A 24,376-nucleotide genomic window follows, 5' to 3' on the forward strand; every position below is an offset into this window, starting at 1 on the left:
GCCTCGGTCTAGAGCGAATTCCACAACGAATCAAAATCTTCCTCACCCCCGCCATTCTGCGCAGGATCCAGCGAGCGATAGGCGAACTGGTTGAAGCTGTGCGTACTCGCCACCCGCCGATCCAGCCCGGCGCGGTGTTCTTCGCCCTGGGTGTTGATCAACACCTTGTTGCCTTCCTGAAAGGGCAGGCGCGGCGCAAGTACGGTCGCTGGCAAATCGATCGCACTGATTTCCGGCAACAGTAAACCGCGCAAATACTGGCTGTGATCGTCTTTCGTTCGCACCAGTTGCAAGCCGCACGGCTGCGCGTGTGGCGCGACCAGTTCAATGCCTATCTGCGTGCCGCTGCCGCGCACCTGGCGGATCCAGCGAATCACCGCAATGCTCCAGCCTTTGCCCTCGCTGTCCTGAATGCCGAGCATTTCCCCGGCCTGCAATTCGGCCGGCACTTCGCTCGGCCAGGCCAGGCAATAGCCGCCGGGGCTATGGTTGATCACCGGCAAGGCGTAAGTCGGATAATTCGGCGCGTTCCCGGGGCCTTCTTCTTCGCTCAACTGGTCGTACTGGATTTCCTCGTACGGCAACAGCTCATCGTTATTTTGCGGCGCAGCGTCGAACGCCTGACTCCAGTTGTCCTTTTCGCCGTTGGTCACCACGCTGCTGAAATTCGCCGCGCGAGCACCGGGATGTTTGAGCAAATCGCTGAAGGTGCGTTCGCCGCCGAGGTAGAAGTGCAGGGCGCTCATGCCAACGCACACGGTCAGCGTGCCCTGGCCGGCGATGCGCTGAAAGCTGCGTTCCGCAGCCTGGCCCCAGGTAGCGTGCAGATGTTGCAGGGTGTCGACGCTGAGGCCGGCGGAAACGGGCAGTGGGGTCGAGGTGGACTGGTGCAGCAAGTGCGTTTCGAGCTGTTTGACCAGCGGTTGCGGATCGAAGCCCAGCAGCCCGTTCTGTTGTTCGCTGCGAAACATCTTGCGGTAGCGCGGGCCGACATCGAGTTCCGGGCTGATGGCGAACAAACCGTCGTCGGCGCTGCCGGGATGCAGTTTGAGCAGGGCGCTCCACGGCTCGATCACCTCGGCCAGCCGGGCAATCTGGCTCTGGCGCAATTGATTGCAACGGGCACAGCCCAATAGCAGCGCGGCGATGTAGGTCTGTTCGACTCTCAGTTCGCTGGTCAAAAAGGCCAGATCATCGCGCAGCCGCCGTTGTTGCAGCTGCAATTGCGCCGCGCTGCGATACAGCTGGTGCAATTCGAACCACACATGCTCGGGTGGAGAACTGTACAACTGCGTCGCACGCACCAGTTGCGCCTTCAGCGCGTGCGCGGCACGTTGCAAAGCGGTGCTGACCAGTGGCGCGCGGTCCTTGCTGTATTTGGGCAGGATGCGCAGAACGATCTGCTTATAGCCGATGGCCAATTGGCCTTGCAGCGCCTGGCACAGGTTGCTGACCTTGCGCGAGCGCTCGTCGAGCATGATCGCCTGATGCAGAAAGTGCCGTTCCAGATGCTGGCAGACGAAATACACCTCGGGCCGCAGCAGTTCCAGGAGTTGCAGGCGATTGTCGCTGGGAGTGAGCAACAGGTTCAGTTCGCCGAGGCCTTGATAGAGCAGGCGGGCGGTTTCGCCGATGTTGGCCTTGGGCAGGCCGGCGATCCAGCGCTTGAGATCACGCGGGCTGGCGTCGCAGAACGACAGGCGCGTTTGCGTGGGAGTCGGAGCGCGCAGCTTGGGAGAAAAGTTGGTCTGGCTCATGAGCAAAACCATAGCAGCAAATGCCGCGGTTTGCGGAAGCAGCCTCGGCTGCTTCCGCAAATTGGGTCACGCTTTTGGCAGTGCCAGACCTTGGCCCATCTGCACTGGCGAGCCGGCCACCAGCTCATCGGCCCACTTCACCTGATCCGGGCCAAACAGCACGATCGCCGTTGAACCGAGCTTGAAGCGCCCCAGTTCCGCGCCTTTTTCCAGATGAATCGGTGCGCGTGCGGCTTCGTCGTAGCGGAAGGTTTTCAGCTCACGCTTCGGTGGCGTGACCAGACCGGCCCAAACGGTTTCAATCGAAGCGACAATCATCGCGCCAACCAGCACCACGGCCATCGGCCCGCGTTCGGTGTCGAAAATGCACGCCACGCGCTCGTTGCGGGCGAACAGCTCCGGGACGTTTTCGGCAGTAGTCTGGTTCACCGAGAAAATGCGGCCCGGGATGTAGACCATTTCGCGCAGGGTGCCGGCCAGCGGCATGTGCACGCGGTGGTAGTCCTTCGGCGACAGGTAGATCGTGGCGAAATCGCCGCCCATGAACGGCGCTGCGTTGGCCGCATCACCGCCGAGCAATTCGAGCACGCTGAAACTGTGGCCCTTGGCCTGGAACACGCGACCGTGCTCGATCGGGCCGAGCTGGCTGACCGCACCGTCGGCCGGGCTGAGGATCGCGCCCGGAGTTTCGTCCAGTGGACGCGCGCCGTCTTTCAACGCACGCGTGAAGAACGCATTGAAGTGCTCGTAAGCGGTCAGGTCTTCGACCAGTGCTTGCGACATGTCCACTTGATAACGCTTGGCGAACCATTGGGTGAACGCATTCTTGAACCAGCGCACGCGGCATTCGGCGATGCAGCCGGCCAGGCGCGACAGCAGGTGATGCGGCAGCAGGTACTGGCTGAGGATAAACAGACGCTCTTTCATTAGTTGTCCTTAAAAACCTTGAATCTCGACTGGCGTGTCAGGGTGGTTGCCCCATTCGCCCCAGGAACCGGCGTAGCCCTTGACCCGCGGATAACCGAGGGCTTTGGCCACCAGATAAGTGAAGCCCGACCGGTGATGGGTCTGGCAGTGGGTAATGATTTCCTTGTCCTTGGTGATCCCGAGGTTTTCGAGGATCTGCGGCATGTCACTGCGGATACGCAACTGACGAGTCTGGTCCATGCCGGCGGTCCATTCGAAATTGACCGCGCCGGGGATGTGTCCACCCTTGGCAGCGAGGACTTTCTCGCCGGAATATTCCAGCGGCCCGCGCGCGTCCCAGATCGCCAGATCGGCGGCGCCGAGACGGCTTTGCAGGTATTCGCGGGTGGCGGTCGGTTCATCGTGCAGGGTCAGCGAGACCGGGCCACCGACAACGGGTGGTACCTGGATCGACATCGGCATACCGTCCGCCAGCCAGGCCGGCAGACCACCGTCTATATAGTGGTACTTGTCGTGGCCAATGACATCGAGCAGCCAGATGAAGCGCCCGGCCCAGCCACCGCCCTCATCGTCATACACCACGTAGACCGCATCTTTGCGATGACCGAGCTCACCAAACAACGCTTCCAGATCGGCCTTCGCCGGCATCAGCCCGGGCGCCGGTGGCTGGCCGAGCTGGGTGCGTTTCGGGTCGACAAAACGTGCGCCGGGCAAGTGACCTTCGGCATACCGGGCAGGGCTGGTCAGGTCCACCAGAATCAGTTCCGGGGACTCCAGACGCGGCAGCAGGTCGCTCGGCTCGATGACGAGCGGCAAGCCAGAGAAGTCAGACATGTGAGGTCTCCAGAGCACAAAGGGGAGGATTGTAGCGCAGGCTCATTGGCCACGGCTGCTAAAGCTGTGCAGGGCTTTTTCGATGCACTGCGCGGTTTTGCCGAAGGCTTGTACGGTGATGTCGGCGAACGGCCCGCCGCCCTGATCGGCAACGACGATCATGATCACCCGGCCGTTATTCACCAGTGAGCGCAAGAATAAGTGCTCGCCGCGAAACAGCGTGCGCAGGCTCGCCGGTAACAAGGCAGAGAATTGCCCGTTGTTCTCCGGCGTGATGCGCACCTGCGCCTGCTGGGCGAGCAAGCGTTGCAGGACCTTGCTCTGGCTGACGACAAAACTCAGCGCCGCCGCATCCTTCGGCAAACCGGCGGTCTGGTGCACGCGCAGGGTCGAGTGCGTGCGGTCGGCCATCAGAATCATCACCCGACGCATGCCGCTCGCCACCAGTGCCTCGCGGGCGGCGACGGTCAGGCTCATGGCATTGGTGAAGCGGCTGGGCTCGGCGAGGAGTTCGGCGCATTGCCGACGCCACTGGCCCAAGTCATCCGCATTCGGCGCTGCGGCCGGGAGCATGCCGGCCGGCAAGCGACGAGTACCCCACGGCCAGAGCAGCGAAACCGCCGGGTGCCACAGATCGGGCATTGCATGCTGACGCGCACTGTTCGCCGCTTGCTGGTGCAACTGTTGCTGCACTTCGTCCATGGAAATCTGCAGATACAGGCTGGTCAGATACTGCCAGCGCTTGCTGTGCGGACTGTCCCAAGCCTGTTGCGCCGACAGCGCCAGCCCATTGGCCAGCAGTACGGTATTCGCCGGCTGGTTGAGCCAGCGGCGCAATGTCGGGTCATCGTCGAGGCGGTTCTGCTGACGTAGCGGGTGCTCGCTGTCACGGGCGATGCGCAGCACTTTGACCAGTTCGCGTTGTTCGCCGAGCAGTAATTTGTAGCCTTGCTCGACCCAGATCGGCAGATGCCAGGCCTCGACCAGTGCCTCGGCAATCTCCAACAGGCGCACGCCGAACAATTGCTTTTCGACCACCCGCGCCGACTCGCCCTTGTGGATCACCCGCAGTTCCCACTCCTCAAGCAACTGCGGATAGGTCAGTGCCAATGGCCACAGCGGCGACAAAAACAGCAAGCTGCCCCAGTGGATGTCCTGCCACAGCCGCGCCAGACGACTGGCAAAAAAGCCGTTGGCCTGCTGTGTCGCGTGTTGGCTGATCAACTGCAATTGGCGCAAAGCCTTGGGGATCTGCCGGTGCGGTTCGGCGGGCAGGCGCGCGAGCAATTCTTCGGTGCGCGCAAGGCCCAGGCGATTGATTGCCACCTCGAGATTTTCCGCTGGCGCGGCCATGGTGCCGTGGGTGTGACGATTCGCCTCACGGATGATGCTCAAGGCCAGCGCCGGGCTGTCCTGCATCAACTCAGCGATGTCGCGCAGCGAGCTGCGATTGTCGCGGATCGCCCGGCAGACTTTGTCGTGAGCCTCTTGTGGTACGGGCAGGCGAACGCTGTCGAGCAGCTTGACCCAAGCCTGGAGGGTGCTCGGTTTTACCGATGGAATGTTCGTTTCATTAGCCATGTCTGGACGAGATCTTCACTGACTGTAGACGCGCCCGGCATGGGCTAAATTGGCTTTTCGCCTGAACTGGCTATAGTCTGGCGCAGTTTTGCCGATAAGTAGAAGAAGAGATTTTTTAACTTCCGAATATGACCTTGAACCCGACTTAAACAAGTACCTTCTACCTATGGCTAAAATTATCGGCATCATCGTCGTATTCGCGAGCGTGCTCGGCGGATACGTGCTCTCCCACGGCAAGATTGCCGCCCTGATCCAGCCCTTCGAGGTGATGATCATCGGCGGTGCGGCCCTCGGTGCATTCCTCCAGGCCAACCCCGGTTACATGACGATGCACGTGCTCAAGAAATCCCTGAGCATGTTCGGTTCGCGCTTCACCCACACCTTCTACCTGGAAGTGCTCGGGCTGATCTACGAGATCCTCAACAAGAGCCGCCGCGAAGGCATGATGGCCATCGAAGGCGACATCGAAGATGCCGCCGCGAGCCCGATCTTCGCCAAGTACCCGGCGGTGCTCAAGGATGAACGCATGACTGCGTTCGTCTGCGATTACCTGCGCATCATGTCCTCCGGCAACATGGCTCCGCACGAACTGGAAGGCCTGTTCGACATGGAGCTGTACAGCCTCAAGGAAGACCTCGAGCACCCATCGCACGCAGTCAACGGCATCGCCGACGGCATGCCCGGTTTCGGTATCGTCGCGGCGGTACTCGGTATCGTGGTGACCATGGCCTCGCTGGGCGAGGGCGACCAGGCGTCGATCGGTCTGCACGTGGGTGCGGCACTGGTCGGTACCTTCTTCGGTATTCTCGCGGCGTACGGTTTCTTTGGTCCGCTGGCACATTCCCTGGCCCACGATGCCAAGGAAGAGCTCAACGTCTACGAAGCCATCAAGGCCTCGCTGGTGGCTTCGGCGTCCGGCATGCCGCCGTCGCTGGCGGTCGAGTTCGGGCGCAAGGTTCTGTATCCGGCGCACCGTCCAAGCTTCGCCGAGCTGGAACAAGCGGTTCGCGGTCGCTAAGTCATGGAAAATAATCAGCCGATCATCGTCAAGCGCGTCAAGCGCATTGCCGCCGGGCACCACGGCGGGGCGTGGAAAATCGCTTTCGCCGACTTCGCCACGGCGATGATGGCGTTCTTCCTGGTGCTGTGGCTGCTGTCCACCGCTACGCCGGAACAGAAGATCGCTATCGCCGGTTATTTCAAGGACCCGGTCGGCTTCTCCGAAAGCGGCACGCCGTACATCATCGACCTCGGCGGTACACCGACCCTGGCGCCGGAAAACACCCTCAACCCGGAAGTGAAGTCGCAGCCACAGCCGGACAAGGTCACGGTCGACACCGATCAGGTTGAAGGCATGGCCGAGCAGGTCGAGAAGGAGCGTCTCGAACTGCTCCTGCAAGAACTGCAGAACAAGGTCGACGAGAACCCGCAACTGCAGAAATTCAAGGATCAGATCCTCTTCGAAATCACCCCGAACGGCTTGCGCATCCAGATCATGGACGCCGAGAACCGGCCGATGTTCGACTCCGGGTCCGCACGCCTGAAGCCGTACTTCGAAGACATCCTGCTGGCCATGGCCGACACCATCAAAGCGGTGCCAAACAAGATCAGCATCAGCGGCCACACCGACGCCAAGCCGTATATCGGCACTGGCGACTACGGCAACTGGGAACTCTCGGCCAACCGTGCCAACGCCGCGCGTCGCGCATTGGTCGCCGGCAGCTATCCGGACGCGCAGGTGGCGCGGGTGGTCGGTTATGCCTCGTCGGCGTTGTTCGACCGGGAAAACCCGTTCAACCCGGTTAACCGCCGGATCGACATTGTCGTGCTGACCAAAAAAGCCCAGGCGGCGATTGAAGGTGCGCAGGGCCCTGAGGCGGCGAAACCGGCGGATCAGGGGCAGAACGGTGCTGCTCCGGCAGCCCCGGTTGATCCGGATGCGTTGCCGGCGGACAAGCAGCCAGTGCCGGCTCATGAGTTGCGCGAACGCTTGAATCTCTTTGATGACGCTGCGCCGAAGCCGGCTGAGCCGGGTGGGGCAGCGCCAGCGCCGAAGCAGTGATTTAAAAAGAAACCGACAGTGATGTCGGTTTTTTTTGGGCTGATTTTCGGCTTTGTATTTGGTGCGTTGCCAAGAACAACCCCCCCTCACCCCAGCCCTCTCCCCCAAGGGGGGCGAGGGGGAAAGGGAGCCGATTTGTGTGCTTTTCGAATTCGAGTTCGACTCGGTATTTCAGGTCGGTGTACTTGGAACATTCACCTCGGTCAGTCCCCTCTCCCTCTGGGAGAGGGTTAGGGTGAGGGGCTTTTCGAAAGTGACAAAATTCTAAAACCCGCGACGAATCCGGTTCTTCAACTGTTCATGAAACATCTCCGCATCGCGCTTGTAAGCCCCCTTGACCGATTCGCTGATCGAATCCAGCGCCATCGACCGCTTGTTCGACACCTCATCACGATACGCATCGATAAAGAAATCCAGGTCGCTGGCCGTGCTCAGCTTCGGCCACTTGTCCAGATAGATCGGCAGTTGTGCCGGCCCGGTCTTGAACGTACAGATCCGCCGGTTGCTGATCGTCGCCTCGCCAATCTCGAACGGCACCCACCACGACAGTGCAGTCTTCTCCGATACCACCGCCAGCAGATGCGTGCACTCGGTGATGTTGCGGGTAATGACCCCGGTGATGTCGTCGGTGGTCTGCGATTCCGGATCCAGCACGTCGAGGTAAGTCCTGATCTTCGCTTGGGTCAGACGGGTGTTGATGGCGATCGCATGAGTGCGATCCACATGGCGGTAGCTGATAAAGACTGGCATCAGAAATGTCCTTTGAGGGCGAGTTCGCGGTAATAGGCACCGAGTGCCGTCAGGCGGCAGCCGGTGGAGTGAATGGCGGCGTAGTACATGTGCTCGGCGTCGACCGGTTCGATCAGGCTGTGGCGGTTGCACTTCTGCAACTGGGCGAAGATCTCGCCGTGCTCCTGTATGAACGCCATTTCGGTGGGTTCGTAGCTGGGGTCGAGCGGGAAGACCGATTCGGCTTCGGCGAACCAGTTCGGCAATTTGCGCAGGATCTCCTTGGGAATCAGCGGCGAGACTTCGCGCAGGGAAATGAACTGCGACACATTGGTCTTGAACACCGGACGCTGCTCCCACGGGCCGAGCGCGTTGTCGACGAAGGAGTACAGGCTGCCGGGGGTGATTTTGCCGAGGATATTCGCCGCGCCGCCATGCAGCGCTTGCAGCAGCAGGCCGGTGAACACGCCGTGCTGCGCGCCCTCCAGTGCCGGCTCGGCTTTTTTGCAGGCGGTGAGGATGGTCATGCCTTCGCTGACCATGCTGCTCTCGCTGCGCAAGGCGCGCACTTCGCCGGCCGAACCGCTTTCGCAGCAGTCGAGGATGATCATTTTGTTTTTGATCCGCGTGGCTTTGTCCGCCCAGTTGAGAATGTCGCTGATGCGGATGCCGTCCTTGGCGTTGCGGTAATCCTGCGGGATCAGCATGCCTTCGTCAGTGTCGGCGTCGAAACCGCCATGACCGGCGAAATACAGCAGAGCGACGTTGCAGTCGCCGGAAAACAACTCGCGGATCTGGTCTTCGAGTTTTTGCCGGCTCAGGTAATCCTCGGCGGACGTCAGTATCAGATTCTTGAAGTTGGGGTCGCCATCGGCGTTGGTTTTCAGTACCGAGGCCATGGCCATGGCGTCGTTGCAACAGCCGCTGAGCCCGCCAATATGCGTGTAATCGTTGATGCCGATGAACAGTGCCTTGCGCATGGTTACACCACCGTGAGCAGGCTGAACGCGCTGACGATTCTGTGGGGATAACGCAAGCGGGCGCAGCGAGACGAATGGCTGATGAATGAATGACAGCTGTGCATGGGTTTCCTCGAAAGTCGCTGTGAGCGAAGGAGGAAACGAATGTAGGCCGCTGGCGCAGACCTACAAGGTCTGCGCGGCAAAACAGAAAGGTCCTGCGAGCAGGTGCGCAAAAGCCTACAGAAGAGACTGATGTTTAACAGCGAGAGGCGTCAGTCAGATGCAGTACGACAGCCAACGGCCCATAGTGCAGGGCCGCCGGCGTGACTGTTTAATAGCCGTTTTCAGGCAGGCTGGCGATGATCGAGCGATAGCTGTTCATCCGCTGCTGCTGGATGCGTCCGTCTTCGAGTGCCTTGAGCAGCGCACAACCCGGTTCGCGATCGTGCTTGCAGTCACGGAAACGGCAGGTGCCAAGCAGGTCGTCGAACTCGATGAAACCGGCTTCGACGTCGGCGCGGCTGACATGGCCCAGACCGAATTCGCGGATGCCCGGGGAGTCGATCAGTTCGCCGCCGCCAGGGAAGTGGAACAGGCGCGCGGTGGTGGTGGTGTGCGTGCCCTGACCGGATAGCTCGGACAACGGCCCGACGCGGGTATCGACTTCCGGCAGCAGGCTGTTGACCAGCGACGACTTGCCGACGCCGGACTGACCAACGAATACGCTGATGCGCCCGTCGAGCTGCTTTTGCAGTTGCTCCATGCCGTCGCCGTGGTGCGCCGAGACTTCCAGCACCGGATAACCCAGCGTGCGATACACCGCCAGCAACGCATTCAATGCCGGGGCGTTCTGCTCGTCGATCAGGTCGAATTTGTTCAGCAGCAGAAGCGGGCGGATGCCGGCATGTTCGGCGGCGACGAGATAGCGGTCGATCAGGTTGGCGTGAGGCTCGGGCAGCGGCGCGAAAACGATGACGATCATGTCGACGTTGGCGGCAACCGGCTTGAGCTGACCACGGCTGTCGGGGCGGCACAGCTCGGTGCTGCGCGGCAGTTGCGCGACGATCACGCCAATGCCCTGGTTGCCGGCGCGCCAGACGACTTTGTCGCCGGTGACCAGCGCTGGCAGGTTGGCGCGCAAGTGGCAGCGGAACACTTGACCGGCGAGTTCGCCGTCAACGGCTTCGACTTCGACCTGCACGCCGAAGTGGGCGATCACCAGGCCGTGTTGCTCTGGGCCAAGGTCGCCGCCCTCGAGGGCTTCGACCGCCGAGGACTCGCGTTTGGCGGCGCGTGCGGCGCGCTCGCCCTGGATCTTTTCGATGCGCCAGTTTTGACGACGATTGAGTTGGCGTTTGGCCATGGGTGTTCCGTCTGAAGAATGCAGCGATTAGGTAAAACGGCCGCGAGTTTAGCACGCCCGGCCACCGGCCTAGGCTAAACTGCGCAGCATTGCCTAGGAGCCCGAATATGCAAAACCCGCAGAACCTGATCTGGATCGACCTGGAAATGACCGGTCTGGACCCGGACAACGACGTCATCATCGAAATGGCCACCATCGTCACCGACAGTGAGCTGAATACATTGGCCGAAGGCCCGGTGATCGCCATCCATCACAGCGACGAAGTGCTCGCGCGCATGGACGAGTGGAACACCCGCACCCACGGCAATTCCGGCCTGACCCAGCGTGTACGCGACAGCCGCATCAGCATGGCTGAGGCAGAAGCTGAGACCATCGCCTTCCTGGAAAAGTGGGTGCCGAAGGGCAAATCGCCGATCTGCGGCAACAGCATCTGCCAGGACCGCCGCTTCCTTTATACCCACATGAAGGCGCTGGAAAGCTACTTCCACTACCGCAACCTCGACGTCTCCACGCTCAAGGAGCTGGCCGCGCGCTGGGCTCCGGATGTGCGCGACAGCTTCAAGAAGGGCAGCACCCACCTGGCGCTGGACGACATCCGCGAATCGATCGCCGAGCTGCAGCACTACCGCAAGCACTTCATCAAGTTCTGACGCGATCCCTGTGTAGGAGCTGCCGCAGGCTGCGATCTTTTGATCTTGGTTTTGCACCTGAAAAAGCAAAACTACAAGATCGCAGCCTTCGGCGGCGCCTGCAGGGAGTTGTGTTTGCTGAGGCGCCCTCTTCTGGTGCAGCACCGAAATGGCTAGACTGCGCGCCTTCCTGCCTGGACTGCCATCATGTTGCTGATGCTCTATCTGATCGCCATCACCGCCGAAGCCATGACTGGCGCGCTGTCCGCCGGACGACGCGGCATGGACTGGTTTGGCGTGGTGCTGATCGCCTGCATCACCGCGCTCGGTGGCGGTTCAGTGCGCGACGTGTTGCTCGGGCACTACCCGCTGACTTGGGTCAAGCACCCGGAATACCTGGTGCTGACGTCGGTGGCGGCAATGTTTACCGTGTTCACCGCACGCTGGATGCGCCACCTGCGCTCGTTGTTTCTGGTACTCGACGCGGTGGGCCTGGTGGCATTCACCTTGATCGGTTGCATGACCGCTCTGGAGATGGGCCACGGCATGCTGGTGGCATCTGTCAGCGGCGTCATTACCGGGGTGTTCGGCGGCATCCTTCGTGACATCTTCTGCAACGACATTCCGCTGATCTTTCGTCGTGAGCTTTACGCCAGCGTGTCGTTTGCCGCTGCGTGGTGCTACATGCTTTGCCTGTACCTGAACGTGCCAGGCGAGCAGGCGATTCTGATCACGCTGTTCGGTGGGTTCTTGCTACGCCTGCTGGCGATCCGTTTTCATTGGGAAATGCCCAAGTTTGTCTACAACGACGCGCCCTGACGCTCGGCATGCTGCCTGAGCGCCCACTCGACGTGTTCCTGCACCAGATCGGAAGGATAATCCCGTCGCGCCTTCAACGCTTCCAGCACCACAATCGTTGAAGGCGCATTGCCCAGGCCCACCGCCAGATTCCTCAACCAGCGCTCATATCCCGCCCGCCGCAACGGCGAACCTTCGGTGCTGCTCAAAAACTTATCTTCATCCCACAAAAACAACTCCGCCAGTTCGGCATTGTCGAGGTTGTGCCGTGGCTTGAAATCGCTTTCCCCGGAAGGCTTGGCGAAACGGTTCCACGGACAGACGATCTGGCAGTCATCGCAGCCAAACACCCGATTGCCTATCAATGGCCGCAATTCTTCGGGAATCGCGGTTTTCAGTTCGATGGTCAGGTAGGAAATGCAGCGTCGGGCGTCCAGCACGTACGGGCCGACAAAAGCGTTGGTCGGGCAGATATCCAGACACGCGGTGCAGCGCCCGCAATGTTCGCTGCTATGCGGCTCGTCCACCGGTAGCGGCAGATCGACGAACAGCTCGCTGAGGAAGAAATAACTGCCGGCCTTGCGGTTGAGGACCAGGGTGTTTTTACCGATCCAGCCCAGCCCGGCCTGTTCGGCGATGGCTTTTTCCAGCACCGGCGCGCTGTCGACAAAGGCACGAAAACCGAACGGGCCGATCTCTGCCTGGATCCTGTCGGCCAATTGTTGAACACGTTTACGGATCAATTTGTGGTAATCGCGGCCCAAGGCATAACGCGACACGTAAGCCTTTTCCGGTTCAGCCAGGCGTTTGGCCATTTCGGTATCGCCCGGCAAGTAGTCCATGCGCAGGGAAACCACGCGCAACGTGCCCGGCACCAGCTCGTCGGGGTGCGAGCGTTTGCTGCCATGGGCGCCCATGTAGTCCATTTCGCCGTGATAGCCGGCCTCTAGCCAGCGCTGTAGATGCTGCTCGTGTTCGGCCAGGTCCAGACCGCTGATGCCGACTTGCTGGAAGCCCAGCTCGCGGCCCCAATCCTTGATCGATTGGGCGAGGGCGGGCAGGTCTGTGGTGATGGCGGACATGAGGCGAGAGAAACCGGAGCTGAGGTGCGTATAATTCTGCCAGACATCGGAGCCCGAAGACGCATGCCGCAGACGAAAGATGAATTACCCGACGCGCTGTACCGCGCCGCGCAGGTGCGCGAACTCGACGCGCGGCTGATCGCCGCCGGCACGCCGGGCTTCGAATTGATGCAACGCGCCGCCCGCGCGACGTGGCGCGCACTGGTGCGCAAGTGGCCGGCAGCGAACGAACTGACCGTGCTCGCCGGGCACGGCAACAACGCTGGCGACGGTTATCTGGTGGCCGGGCTGGCGCTGCGGGCCGGTTGGATGGTGCGCGTTCTCGCCGTCGGCGATCCGCAGCGTTTGCAGGGTGATGCCGCGCTGGCCCATGTCGAATCGGTGGCCGCAGGTGTTGTGGTGCAAGGCTGGCAGGCGCAAAGCGAGCTGCACGGTGTCGTCCTCGATGCCTTGCTCGGCACAGGCCTGAGCGGCGAAGTGCGTGAGCCCTATGCATCGGCGATCAAGGCGATCAACGCCTGCGGTTTGCCGGTAGCGGCGGTCGATATTCCTTCCGGGCTATGTGCCGATACCGGGCGTGAACTGGGTGTCGCGGTCCGCGCCGATCTCACGGTGACATTCATTGGTATGAAGGTCGGGCTGTTGACCGGCGATGCGGCGGATCATATCGGCGAACTGGTGTTCAACGACTTGCAAGCCACCGACGAAATTTTCAGTGACATTCCCGTCTGCGCTCAACGCCTGAGCGCCGCTAATCTTCCAGCACTTGCGCCGCGCGCGCCGACCTCGCACAAGGGGCGCTTTGGTCATGTGTTACTGATCGGCGGCGATCACGGGTTCGGCGGAGCGATTCTGCTCAGCACGGAAATGGCCTTGCGCGGCGGCGCGGGCATGGTTTCGCTGGCGACTCGCCCAGAGCATGTGCCGGCGGCGCTGACTCGGGTGCCGGAGGCTATGGCGCTCGGCACCTCGTCAGCCAATCAACTGATGGGTCTGCTGGAAAAGGTTTCGGTATTGGTGGTCGGGCCGGGCCTCGGTCAGGCCAGTTGGGGCCGTGCCCTGTTGTCGGCTGCCGCCAATGCGCCGCTGCCGCAGGTGTGGGACGCTGACGCGTTGAACCTGCTGGCCAGCGATTTTGTCCAGTTGCCCAAGGATTGCGTGATCACCCCGCATCCGGGTGAAGCGGCGCGCTTGCTTGGCGTCAGCACCACCGAGGTGCAGGCCGATCGCCCGGCCGCTGCTCTGGCGTTGAGCAAAAAGTATTCAGCGGTAGTGGTTCTGAAAGGTGCCGGCAGTCTGATCGCCCATCCAGACGGGCGTCTGGCCCTCTGTCATCAGGGCCATCCGGCGATGGCCACGGGCGGGCTCGGCGATGTGCTGGCCGGTCTGGCCGGCGCATTGCTGGCCCAAGGCATGGACGCGTTCGATGCGGCATGCCTGGCCGTCTGGCTGCATGCCAACGCGGGTATGCAACAAGGCAAATTCGGCCGTGGGCTGGCGGCCAGTGATCTGATTCCAGCCATTCGTCAGTTGTTGGAGGAGCAAGCACCGTGTCTGAAGTAACCCTGTACCTGGCCGATGAACAGGCGATGAGCGACTTTGGCGCACGGATCGCCCGCGTCACCCAGGGCCATGGCCTGATTTTTCTCGAAGGCAATCTGGGTATGGGCAAAACCACGCTGTCGCGGGGCATCATTCGCGGTTTGGGGCATGTTGGCGCGGTAAAAAGTCCGACCTTCACATTGGTCGAGCCCTACGAGATCGGTGACATTCGTGCCTTCCACTTCGACCTCTATCGCCTGGTCGATCCCGAGGAACTGGAGTTTCTCGGCATCCGCGACTACTTCGAAGACGATGCCCTGTGCCTGATCGAGTGGCCCGATAAAGGTGCAGGCTTTTTGCCAAAGCCTGACCTGACCATTACCATTGGCCCGCAAGACAGCGGGCGTTCGCTGAAAATTTTAGCCCAGGGCTCGCGTGGCGAGGCCTGGTGTGCCGCTTTGGCATTGGAATCCAATTAAATGATGGGGTTTGGTATGCGCTTTCGCGCGTTGGTGGCTGCCGCTGGACTGATGTTGATGGCAGTAACCGTCAACGCTGTGGCCGATTCAAAGGTCAACAGCGTGCGCCTGTGGCGGGCGCCGGACAACACGCGACTGGTCTTTGACCTCAGCGGCCCGGTGCAGCACAGCGTTTTCACCCTGACAGCCCCGGACCGGCTGGTCATCGACATAAACGGCGCCACCCTCGGCGCGCCGTTGAACGTGCAGACCGCGAACACGCCGATCACTGCGATGCGCTCGGCTCAGCGCACACCGACCGACCTGCGCGTGGTCATCGACCTGAAAAAAGCCGTCACCCCGAAAAGCTTCTCGCTGGCGCCGAACGCGCAGTACGGCAACCGTCTGGTGGTCGATCTGTTCGACAACCCGGCCGATGCCGCGCCGCCGCCGGCCCCGACGCCGTCGGTGGCGACTGTGCCGGCAGTGCCGGTTACCCCGACTGAGCCGGCGATCAAGTTGCCGCCAGCCCCGGCCGGCAAGCGCGACATCATTGTGGTGATCGACGCCGGCCACGGTGGTGAAGACCCGGGCGCGTCCGGTTCGCGCGGCCAGCGTGAGAAAGACGTGGTACTGCAGATCGCTCGCGAGTTGCAGCGTCAGGTCAACGGCATGAAAGGCTTCCGCGCCGAGCTGACCCGTACCGGCGACTACTTCATTCCATTGCGCGGGCGAACCGAAATCGCACGCAAGAAGGGCGCCGATCTGTTCGTCTCGATCCACGCCGACGCCGCGCCGTCCGCAGCAGCTTTCGGTGCTTCGGTGTTCGCCCTCTCTGATCGTGGCGCTACGTCCGAGACCGCCCGTTGGCTGGCCGACAGTGAAAACCGTTCCGACCTGATCGGCGGTGCCGGCAACGTCAGCCTCGACGACAAGGATCGTATGCTGGCGGGCGTGTTGCTCGACCTGTCGATGACAGCGTCGCTGACCTCCAGCCTCAACGTCGGCCAGAAGGTCCTGACCAACATTGGCCGGGTCACGCCACTGCACAAACAGCGCGTGGAACAGGCCGGCTTCATGGTGCTGAAGTCGCCGGACATCCCGTCGATCCTGGTCGAAACCGGCTTTATCTCCAACGCCAACGAAGCGAACAAACTGTCCGCATCGAGCCACCAGCAAGCGCTGGCCCGTTCGATCAGCAGCGGCGTGCGCCAGTTCTTCCAGCAGAATCCGCCACCGGGCACCTACATCGCCTGGCTGCGTGATTCCGGCAAGATTGCCCAAGGCCCGCGCGACCACCGTGTCGGCCCGGGTGAAACCCTGGCGATGATCGGCGTGCGCTATCAGGTTTCGCCGGCCACCTTGCGTGCTGCCAATAACCTGAAAAGTGACGAGTTGAAAGTCGGTCAGCACCTGACCATTCCCGGCACCGAACTGGCGTCGAAAGAATGAGCCAGGTATCGAACACGGCGCGCATCGAGCTTCTCAGTCCACGACTGGCGAACCAGATCGCCGCCGGAGAGGTGGTTGAGCGCCCGGCTTCGGTGATCAAGGAGCTGCTGGAAAACAGCCTCGACTCCGGCGCCAGGCGTATTGATGTCGATGTCGAACAGGGCGGCGTCAAGTTGCTGCGCGTGCGCGACGACGGCAGCGGCATCTCCGCCGACGACCTGCCGCTGGCCCTGGCCCGTCACGCCACCAGCAAGATCCGCAATCTCGAAGACCTCGAACAGGTGATGAGCCTGGGTTTCCGTGGCGAGGCGCTGGCGTCGATCAGCTCCGTGGCGCGTCTGACCCTGACCTCGCGTACCCGCGATGCCGACCAGGCCTGGCAGGTCGAGACTGAAGGCCGGGACATGGCGCCGCGCGTGCAGCCGGCGGCGCATCCGGTCGGCACTTCGGTGGAAGTCCGCGACCTGTTCTTCAACACCCCGGCGCGGCGTAAATTCCTCAAGACCGAAAAAACCGAATTCGATCACCTGCAAGAAGTGATCAAGCGTCTGGCGCTGGCGCGCTTCGACGTGGCTTTTCATCTGCGCCACAACGGCAAGACCATCCTCAGCCTGCACGAGGCCCACGATGATGCAGCCCGCGCAAGGCGGGTGGCGGCGATCTGCGGTTCGGGTTTTCTTGAGCAGGCGTTGCCGATCGAGATCGAACGCAATGGCTTGCATCTGTGGGGCTGGGTCGGTTTGCCGACCTTCAACCGTAGCCAGGCTGACTTGCAGTATTTCTTTGTGAACGGTCGGGCAGTGCGCGACAAACTGGTCGCCCACGCGGTGCGTCAGGCTTATCGCGATGTGCTGTTCAATGGCCGGCACCCGACCTTCGCGCTGTTTTTCGAGGTCGATCCGGCGGCGGTAGACGTCAACGTGCACCCGACCAAACACGAAGTGCGTTTCCGTGACGGGCGCATGGTCCATGATTTCCTGTACGGCACGCTGCACCGCGCGTTGGGCGATGTGCGTCCGGAAGATCAACTGGCCGGCTCGGTCACCACGGCGATTGTTCGGCCGAGTGGCATCGAGGCTGGCGAGTTCGGCCCGCAGGGAGAGATGCGTCTGGCCGCCAATGCGCTGCTGGAGCAGCCGCAGGCCCAGCCGGCTTTCAACACTGCGTCTGGTGCCAGCGCTGGCGGCGCTTATCAGTATCAATACACGCCGCGTCCGCAATCGGTGGTGCCCGCTGCCGAGGCTCAAGCCGCTTACAAGGAATTCTTCGCGCCGCTGCCTGAAGCCAATGCCAGCGCGCTGCCGACCGGTCAGGAAGATATCCTGCCGCTCGGCTATGCACTGGCGCAGCTCAAGGGCATCTATATTTTGTCCGAGAACGCCCATGGTCTGGTGCTGGTGGACATGCATGCCGCCCACGAACGAATCATGTACGAACGCCTGAAGATCGCCATGGCCAGCGAAGGTCTTAGTGGCCAGCCGTTGCTGGTGCCGGAGTCGCTGGCCGTGAGTCAGCGCGAGGCCGATTGTGCTGAAGAACACGCCGCTTGGTTTCAGCGCCTTGGTTTTGAATTGCAGCGCCTGGGGCCGGAAACCTTGGCGATCCGGCAGATTCCCGCATTGCTCAAGCAAGCCGAAGCCAATCGACTGGTCGGCGACGTGCTTTCGGATTTGATGGAGTACGGCACCAGCGACCGTATCCAGGCGCACCTCAACGAATTGCTCGGCACCATGGCCTGCCACGGCGCGATCCGCGCCAACCGGCGTCTGGCCCTGCCGGAAATGAACGGCCTGCTGCGCGACATGGAAAACACCGAGCGCAGCGGTCAATGCAACCATGGCCGACCGACCTGGACCCAGTTGGGCCTGGACGATCTGGACAAACTGTTCCTGCGCGGTCGTTGATGAGCCAGCTTCCTCCAGTGATTTTCCTGATGGGCCCGACCGCTGCGGGCAAGACCGATCTGGCCATCGAGCTGACCAAGGTGCTGCCGTGCGAATTGATCAGTGTCGATTCGGCGCTGGTCTACCGCGGCATGGACATCGGCACGGCCAAACCTTCGAAAGAACTGCTCGCCGAATATCCGCACCGGCTGATCGACATTCTCGATCCTGCTGAAGCGTATTCCGCTGCCGATTTTCGTCGCGACGCGTTGCAGGCCATGGCCGAGATCACTGGGCGAGGAAAGATCCCGCTGCTGGTCGGCGGCACCATGCTCTATTACAAGGCTCTGGTCGAAGGTCTGGCGGACATGCCGGCGGCCGATCCCGAGGTCCGTGCGCAGATCGAGGAAGAAGCTGCACGCCTCGGCTGGCAAGCCCTGCACGATCAACTGGCGCAAATCGATCCGGTGTCGGCGGCGCGCATTCATCCCAATGACCCGCAGCGCTTGAGTCGGGCGCTGGAAGTGTATCGAGTCAGCGGGCAGAGCATGACCGCCCTGCGCGAGCAACAATCTGCGCAAAGTACTGAAGCAGCCGCTTCGGGACGCCAACAATTGCCCTATACTGTCGCGAACCTGGCCATTGCTCCGGCGAATCGCCAGGTTCTGCACCAGCGAATTGAACAAAGATTCACAAAGATGTTGGAACAGGGATTCATCGACGAGGTCGTAGCCCTGCGTAAGAGAAGTGACCTGCATTCGGGGTTGCCGTCTATACGTGCGGTAGGCTACCGCCAAGTCTGGGATTACCTGGACGGCAAGCTGACATTGGCCCAGATGCAGGAGCGGGGCATCATCGCCACGCGCCAATTGGCCAAACGCCAGTTTACCTGGCTGCGCAGCTGGGACGATTTGCACTGGCTGGACAGTCTTGATTGCGACAATCTGCCACGCGCCTTGAAATACCTTGGGACCATCTCCATATTGAGCTGAGTCCTTGCAATTGCCGTCTATCCTTGGGGGTGTGACGGCCGAAGCCATCTGAATTCACCTGTTTTTCATTATTGAATCCTTAAAGGAGTGCGGCACATGTCAAAAGGGCATTCGCTACAAGACCCTTACCTGAACACTTTACGTAAAGAGAAAGTCGGGGTTTCCATCTACCTGGTCAACGGTATCAAGCTGCAAGGGACGATCGAGTCGTTCGACCAGTTCGTGATCCTGCTGAAAAACACCGTAAGCCAGATGGTCTACAAACACGCTATCTCGACCGTCGTGCCGGTTCGTCCAATTCGTCTGCCTAGCGCAACCGAAAACGAACAGGGCGATGCCGATGCAGCGCCGGGTAACGCCTGATAGGAGTCTCCTTTGTTCTTTGAGCGCCACGGTGGTGGTGAACGAGTCATCCTCGTTCACTTGGATGGACAGGACCCTGAGGCGCGCGAAGATCCGCAGGAGTTTCAGGAGTTGGCAAATTCGGCTGGCGCCGAGACCGTCGCGTTTTTTAACGTGCCGCGTCATCGGCCAACCGCCAAATATCTGATCGGCAGCGGCAAGGTCGAAGAACTGCGCGACCTGGTCAAGGCTGAAGAAGCCGATCTGGTGATTTTCAATCACATCCTCACGCCCAGTCAGGAACGCAACCTCGAACGTGTTTTCGAGTGCCGCGTGATCGACCGTACCGGGCTGATTCTCGATATTTTTGCCCAACGCGCCCGTACCCATGAGGGCAAGCTGCAGGTCGAACTGGCCCAGCTTGACCACATGAGCACGCGGCTGGTTCGCGGCTGGACTCACCTTGAGCGTCAGGGTGGCGGTATCGGTATGCGCGGTCCGGGTGAAACCCAGCTGGAAACCGACCGCCGTCTGCTGCGGGTTCGCCTGCGTCAGATCAAGGGGCGGCTGGAGAAGGTGCGCAGTCAGCGCGAGCAGTCGCGCCGTGGCCGGTCCCGCGCGGATATCCCGACCGTTTCGCTGGTGGGGTACACCAACGCCGGCAAATCGACACTCTTCAACAACGTGACGAAATCCGACGTGTACGCGGCCGATCAACTGTTCGCCACACTCGACCCGACCCTGCGCCGGCTGGAGCTTGACGACCTCGGTCCGATTGTCCTCGCCGACACCGTGGGGTTCATTCGTCACCTGCCGCACAAGCTGGTCGAGGCATTTCGGTCTACGCTCGAAGAGTCGAGCAATTCCGACCTGCTGCTGCACGTGATCGATGCGGCCGAACCGGATCGCATGTTGCAGATCGAGCAGGTAATGGTGGTGCTGGGCGAGATTGGTGCCCAGGACTTGCCGATCCTCGAGGTCTATAACAAACTCGATTTGCTTGAGGGCGTCGAGCCGCAGATCCAGCGCGATGCCGATGGCAAGCCGCAACGGGTCTGGCTCTCGGCGCGTGATGGCAGCGGTCTGGAGTTGCTTGAACAGGCCATCGCCGAGTTGCTCGGCAGTGATCTGTTCGTCGGTACCTTGCGCTTGCCGCAACGCTTCGCTCGACTGCGTGCGCAGTTCTTCGAACTCGGTGCGGTGCAGAAAGAAGAATACGATGAAGAAGGTGTCAGCCTGCTGGCCGTTCGTTTGCCCCGGATCGAGCTGAATCGATTGGTAAGCCGCGAAGGATTGCAGCCGATGGAATTCATCGAGCAACACACTTTGCAATAAAAGCCTGACAAAGCGGTTGTGCCGCAACGGCAGGCATTCTGTAGCATTGGTCGGCGCGCCGTGGGTGCGTCTTTGCTTTATCAGATGGAGAGCGCTATGGCTTGGAATGAGCCGGGTGGCAACTCGAATAATCAGGATCCCTGGGGTGGCAAGCGCCGCAATAACGGCGACCGCAAGGGACCACCGGATCTCGACGAGGCCTTCCGAAAGCTGCAGGAAAGCCTGAACGGGTTGTTCGGTGGTGGTAAGAAACGCGGTGATGACGGCGGCGGATCGGGGCGCAGCAGTGGCGGCTTCGGCGGTCTGCTCGGCATCGGCCTGGTGGTGCTGGCGGCTGTCTGGCTGTACAGCGCGGTCTACGTGGTGGACGAGCAGGAGCAAGCCGTGGTGCTGCGCTTCGGCAAGTACTACGAGACTGTCGGCCCGGGCCTGAACATCTACTTCCCGCCGATCGACAAGAAGTACATGGAGAACGTGACGCGTGAGCGTGCGTACACCAAGCAGGGCCAGATGCTGACTGAAGACGAGAACATCGTCGAAGTGCCGCTGACCGTGCAGTACAAGATCAGCAACCTGCAGGACTTCGTGCTGAACGTCGATCAGCCGGAAATCAGCCTGCAGCACGCGACTGAAAGTGCGCTGCGTCACGTGGTCGGTTCCACCGCCATGGACCAGGTGCTGACCGAAGGTCGTGAATTGATGGCCAGCGAAATCAAGGAGCGTCTGCAACGTTTCCTCGATACCTATCGCACCGGTATCACCGTCACCCAGGTCAACGTACAGAGCGCAGCGGCACCGCGTGAAGTACAGGAAGCCTTCGATGACGTGATCCGCGCCCGTGAAGACGAGCAGCGTTCGCGCAACCAGGCTGAAACCTACGCCAACGGCGTTGTGCCGGAAGCCCGTGGTCAGGCCCAGCGCATCATCGAAGATGCCAACGGTTATCGCGACGAGACCATCTCGCGCGCCAAGGGTGAGGCCGATCGCTTTACCAAACTGGTCGCCGAGTATCGCAAGGCACCTGAAGTCACCCGCGAGCGTCTGTACCTGGACACCATGCAGGAAGTCTTCAGCAACACCAGCAAGGTCCTCGTGACCGGCAACAAGAACGGCCAGAGCAATCTGCTCTACCTGCCGTTGGACAAGATGATCCAGAACAGTTCGGGTAATGCACCGGTGACCGGTTCGGCCGCCAGCAACAACACGGACGTCACGCCGCATGTCACCGACGTGCCGCAGACGCGTACAAGGGAGACCCGCTGATGAGCAATAAATCGCTGATCGCCCTGATCGTTGGCGTCGTTGTGGTACTGGTGGGCTGGAATTGCTTCTACATCGTCGCTCAGACCGAGCGCGCGGTGCTGCTGCAATTCGGTCGTGTGGTTCAGGCCGATGTCCAGCCGGGTCTGCATGTGAAAGTGCCTTACGTCAACCAGGTGCGCAAATTCGACGCGCGTCTGCTGACGCTGGATGCACCGACGCAACGCTTCCTGACTCTGGAAAAGAAAGCCGTAATGGTCGATGCCTACGCCAAGTGGCGGGTCAAAGATGCCGAGCGCTTCTACACCGCGACTTCGGGTCTGAAGCAGATCGCCGACGAGCGTTTGTCCCGTCGTCTCGAATCCGGTCTGCGTGACCAGTTCGGCAAGCGCACCCTGCACGAAGTGGTGTCGGGTGAGCGTGATGCGCTGATGGCTGACATCACTGCGTCGCTGAACAAGATGGCGGAAAAAGAGCTGGGTATCGAAGTGGTCGATGTCCGGGTCAAGGCCATCGATCTGCCGAAGGAAGTGAACCGCAGCGTGTTCGAACGCATGAGCACCGAGCGTGAGCGTGAAGCTCGTGAGCACCGCGCCAAGGGTAACGAGCTGGCCGAAGGCATCCGTGCCGACGCCGATCGTCAACGCCGCGTGCTGCTGGCCGAAGCCTATCGTGAATCCGAAGAGGTTCGCGGTGACGGTGACGCCCAGGCTGCTGCGATCTACTCCAAGGCCTACGGCCAGGACCAGGAGTTCTACGGTTTCTACCGTAGCCTGCGTGCCTACCGTGAAAGCTTCGCGAACAAATCCGACGTCCTGGTCCTCGACCCAAGTAGCGACTTCTTCCGTTATCTGGAAAAAGCCAAACCTTGATACGACGTTGACCTGAATCAGTCCGCCCGGCGGCTAAAACCTCGGGCGGGGTGATCCTTTCGGAAAACGTGTGTATGATGCGGCAGCCGGGAAATTCCCGGCTTTTTTGCGTCTGCACGTTTGATTGCTGTTTTTGTTGCAGGCTTCGGGTTTGTAGGGCCCGAGCGTTTTTCGAGGAAAGTGATGGGCGAAGCCGCCAGCCGGCCTTTCGCTGCGTCGTTCATGCGCGTGCGTTTTGAACGCCCCGGTCATTTTCTGCTTCACTCAAGGCTCGCCTAGTGCTGGCCGCCCGGATCAAAGGGGAATGGCGTAATGGCAACGGTAGACCGCTGGCTGCTGCCAGATGGCATCGAAGAAGTACTGCCACCGGAGGCGGCGCGCATTGAAGTCGCGCGTCGTCAGGTGTTGGATCTGTTCCAGAGCTGGGGTTACGAGTTTGTCGTGACTCCCCATATCGAGTACCTGGAATCCCTGCTGACCGGCGCGGGCCAGGACCTGGATCTGCGTACCTTCAAGGTCATCGACCCGCAATCGGGCCGGCAGATGGGTTTCCGCGCCGACATCACGCCGCAAGTAGCGCGCATCGATGCGCACACCCTGCGTCGCGAAGGCCCGAGCCGTCTGTGCTACGCCGGCAGCGTCCTGCATGCCCAGCCGCGTGCATTGTCGTCCTCGCGCAGCCCGATCCAGCTGGGCGCCGAGCTGTACGGCGACGCCAGCCCGAGCAGCGACGTCGAAGTCATCAGCCTGATGCTGGCCATGCTGCAACTGGCCGATGTGCCGGACGTGCACATGGACCTCGGCCATGTCGGCATCTACCGTGGTCTGGCGCGTGCCGCCGGTCTGTCCGGTGAAGTCGAGCAGCAGTTGTTCGATGCCCTGCAGCGCAAGGCCATCGATGAAGTGATTACCCTGACCGAAGGCCTGCCGGCCGATCTGTCGGGCATGCTGCGCGCACTGGTTGATCTGTGTGGCGGCCGGGAAGTGTTGAGCGCTGCCCGCGAGCGTCTGGCCAATGCGCCGGCGCCGGTGCTGGCGGCGCTGGAAGATCTGCTGGCGATCGCCGAGCGTCTTTCCGTGCGCTTCCCGCAGCTGCCGCTGTATTTCGACCTCGGCGAGTTGCGCGGCTACCACTACCACACCGGTGTGGTGTTCGCGGTGTTCGTGCCGGGCGTTGGCCAGTCCATCGCTCAGGGCGGTCGTTACGATGACATCGGTGCCGACTTCGGTCGCGCCCGTCCGGCGACTGGTTTCTCTACCGATTTGAAAACCCTGGTGACCCTGGGGCGTGCTGAGATCGAGCTACCGTCTGGCGGTATCTGGATGCCTGACAGTACGGATGCGGCACTCTGGCAGCAGGTTTGCCAGTTGCGCAGTGAGGGTCAGCGTGTCGTTCAGGCCTTGCCTGGACAACCTTTGGCCGCCGCCCGTGATGCGGACTGCGACCGGCAATTGATTCAGCAGAACGGGCTTTGGCAAGTATCGCCACTGGCTTCTTGAGTTTTCCTGCCGGCCA

General features: G+C 61.3%; 22 protein-coding genes. 14 read left to right on the plus strand and 8 right to left on the minus strand.

Annotation, left to right across the window (positions count from 1 at the left end; genetic code table 11):
• Positions 1-8: 8 nt before the first annotated feature.
• The 4 genes from PS14A_RS01820 to PS14A_RS01835 all read right to left on the minus strand — a co-directional run bounded on the left by PS14A_RS01820 (position 9) and on the right by PS14A_RS01835 (position 5,099).
• On the minus strand, positions 9-1,757 hold the full coding sequence (locus PS14A_RS01820) for a molecular chaperone (protein ID WP_212615154.1): 1,749 nt from the start codon (positions 1,755-1,757) through the stop codon (positions 9-11).
• A gap of 66 nt (positions 1,758-1,823) precedes the next feature.
• Entirely contained in the window at positions 1,824-2,684 is an 861-nt protein-coding gene (gene asd / locus PS14A_RS01825) for an archaetidylserine decarboxylase (RefSeq protein ID WP_130909836.1), read from the minus strand.
• Between the two features lie 9 nt (positions 2,685-2,693).
• Complete coding sequence (rhdA, locus tag PS14A_RS01830) at positions 2,694-3,518, minus strand: thiosulfate sulfurtransferase (RefSeq protein WP_212615155.1); 825 nt, start codon at positions 3,516-3,518, stop codon at positions 2,694-2,696.
• Positions 3,519-3,560: 42 nt separating this feature from the next.
• Positions 3,561-5,099: an HDOD domain-containing protein gene (locus PS14A_RS01835; protein WP_212615156.1), complete on the minus strand. Its 1,539-nt coding sequence runs from the start codon at positions 5,097-5,099 to the stop codon at positions 3,561-3,563.
• Between the two features lie 166 nt (positions 5,100-5,265).
• Between PS14A_RS01835 and motA the strand changes: the two genes are divergently transcribed.
• A complete protein-coding gene (gene motA / locus PS14A_RS01840; protein WP_024011357.1) occupies positions 5,266-6,117 on the plus strand; it encodes a flagellar motor stator protein MotA in 852 nt (283 codons plus the stop codon).
• 3 nt (positions 6,118-6,120) lie between these two features.
• On the plus strand, positions 6,121-7,161 hold the full coding sequence (gene motB, locus PS14A_RS01845) for a flagellar motor protein MotB (RefSeq protein WP_137215194.1): 1,041 nt from the start codon (positions 6,121-6,123) through the stop codon (positions 7,159-7,161).
• 264 nt (positions 7,162-7,425) lie between these two features.
• On the opposite strand, the gene PS14A_RS01850 is transcribed toward motB, so the two are convergent.
• The 3 genes from PS14A_RS01850 to rsgA form a co-directional block, all read right to left on the minus strand.
• On the minus strand, positions 7,426-7,911 hold the full coding sequence (locus PS14A_RS01850; RefSeq protein ID WP_137215195.1) for a toll/interleukin-1 receptor domain-containing protein: 486 nt from the start codon (positions 7,909-7,911) through the stop codon (positions 7,426-7,428).
• On the minus strand, positions 7,911-8,870 hold the full coding sequence (locus PS14A_RS01855) for a caspase family protein (RefSeq protein WP_137215196.1): 960 nt from the start codon (positions 8,868-8,870) through the stop codon (positions 7,911-7,913). Before PS14A_RS01855 ends, PS14A_RS01850 begins: the two co-directional genes overlap by 1 nt.
• Before the next feature lie 313 nt (positions 8,871-9,183).
• The gene (gene rsgA, locus PS14A_RS01860; RefSeq protein ID WP_212615157.1) at positions 9,184-10,215 is read right to left on the minus strand and encodes a small ribosomal subunit biogenesis GTPase RsgA; all 1,032 of its coding nucleotides are present in this window, start codon (positions 10,213-10,215) and stop codon (positions 9,184-9,186) included.
• 107 nt (positions 10,216-10,322) lie between these two features.
• Here rsgA and orn point away from each other — a divergent pair, with 107 nt between their 5' ends.
• Together orn and PS14A_RS01870 are read left to right on the plus strand one after the other, a co-directional pair.
• Positions 10,323-10,865 carry an oligoribonuclease gene (orn, locus tag PS14A_RS01865; protein ID WP_016771957.1) on the plus strand — a complete coding sequence of 181 codons (543 nt, stop codon included), beginning with the start codon at positions 10,323-10,325 and terminating at the stop codon, positions 10,863-10,865.
• Between the two features lie 183 nt (positions 10,866-11,048).
• Entirely contained in the window at positions 11,049-11,663 is a 615-nt protein-coding gene (locus tag PS14A_RS01870; protein ID WP_178081165.1) for a trimeric intracellular cation channel family protein, read from the plus strand.
• Here the strand turns inward: PS14A_RS01870 and queG are convergent.
• Entirely contained in the window at positions 11,645-12,724 is a 1,080-nt protein-coding gene (gene queG, locus PS14A_RS01875) for a tRNA epoxyqueuosine(34) reductase QueG (protein WP_137215197.1), read from the minus strand. The two genes, PS14A_RS01870 and queG, sit on opposite strands and share 19 nt — an antisense overlap.
• Before the next feature lie 63 nt (positions 12,725-12,787).
• Between queG and PS14A_RS01880 the strand changes: the two genes are divergently transcribed.
• The 10 genes from PS14A_RS01880 (at position 12,788) to PS14A_RS01925 (ending at position 24,360) form a co-directional block, all read left to right on the plus strand.
• The gene (locus PS14A_RS01880) at positions 12,788-14,287 is read left to right on the plus strand and encodes an NAD(P)H-hydrate dehydratase (RefSeq protein WP_212615158.1); all 1,500 of its coding nucleotides are present in this window, start codon (positions 12,788-12,790) and stop codon (positions 14,285-14,287) included.
• Complete coding sequence (gene tsaE / locus PS14A_RS01885; RefSeq protein WP_130910048.1) at positions 14,275-14,745, plus strand: tRNA (adenosine(37)-N6)-threonylcarbamoyltransferase complex ATPase subunit type 1 TsaE; 471 nt, start codon at positions 14,275-14,277, stop codon at positions 14,743-14,745. Before PS14A_RS01880 ends, tsaE begins: the two co-directional genes overlap by 13 nt.
• Entirely contained in the window at positions 14,746-16,176 is a 1,431-nt protein-coding gene (locus PS14A_RS01890; RefSeq protein WP_024011366.1) for an N-acetylmuramoyl-L-alanine amidase, read from the plus strand.
• Complete coding sequence (gene mutL, locus PS14A_RS01895; RefSeq protein ID WP_212615159.1) at positions 16,173-18,080, plus strand: DNA mismatch repair endonuclease MutL; 1,908 nt, start codon at positions 16,173-16,175, stop codon at positions 18,078-18,080. Before PS14A_RS01890 ends, mutL begins: the two co-directional genes overlap by 4 nt.
• The gene (miaA, locus tag PS14A_RS01900) at positions 18,080-19,051 is read left to right on the plus strand and encodes a tRNA (adenosine(37)-N6)-dimethylallyltransferase MiaA (protein WP_212615160.1); all 972 of its coding nucleotides are present in this window, start codon (positions 18,080-18,082) and stop codon (positions 19,049-19,051) included. The genes mutL and miaA overlap by 1 nt, the downstream gene beginning before the upstream one ends.
• A 96-nt stretch (positions 19,052-19,147) precedes the next feature.
• The gene (gene hfq / locus PS14A_RS01905) at positions 19,148-19,414 is read left to right on the plus strand and encodes an RNA chaperone Hfq (RefSeq protein WP_016771947.1); all 267 of its coding nucleotides are present in this window, start codon (positions 19,148-19,150) and stop codon (positions 19,412-19,414) included.
• Positions 19,415-19,426: 12 nt separating this feature from the next.
• Positions 19,427-20,728, plus strand: coding sequence for a ribosome rescue GTPase HflX (hflX, locus tag PS14A_RS01910; RefSeq protein ID WP_042607805.1), 1,302 nt, complete (start codon positions 19,427-19,429; stop codon positions 20,726-20,728).
• 96 nt (positions 20,729-20,824) lie between these two features.
• On the plus strand, positions 20,825-21,991 hold the full coding sequence (gene hflK / locus PS14A_RS01915; protein WP_024011368.1) for an FtsH protease activity modulator HflK: 1,167 nt from the start codon (positions 20,825-20,827) through the stop codon (positions 21,989-21,991).
• Positions 21,991-22,860 (plus strand): protease modulator HflC, encoded by an 870-nt coding sequence (hflC, locus tag PS14A_RS01920; RefSeq protein ID WP_016771945.1) that lies wholly within the window; start codon positions 21,991-21,993, stop codon positions 22,858-22,860. Before hflK ends, hflC begins: the two co-directional genes overlap by 1 nt.
• Positions 22,861-23,172: 312 nt before the next feature.
• Positions 23,173-24,360, plus strand: a complete 1,188-nt coding sequence (locus PS14A_RS01925; protein ID WP_016771944.1) for an ATP phosphoribosyltransferase regulatory subunit — start codon at positions 23,173-23,175, stop codon at positions 24,358-24,360.
• Positions 24,361-24,376 lie beyond the last annotated feature (16 nt).

Origin of the sequence: Pseudomonas sp. 14A (assembly GCF_018132745.1) — a bacterium.
In the GTDB taxonomy this organism is placed as follows: Bacteria; Pseudomonadota; Gammaproteobacteria; order Pseudomonadales; family Pseudomonadaceae; genus Aquipseudomonas; species Aquipseudomonas mercuritolerans.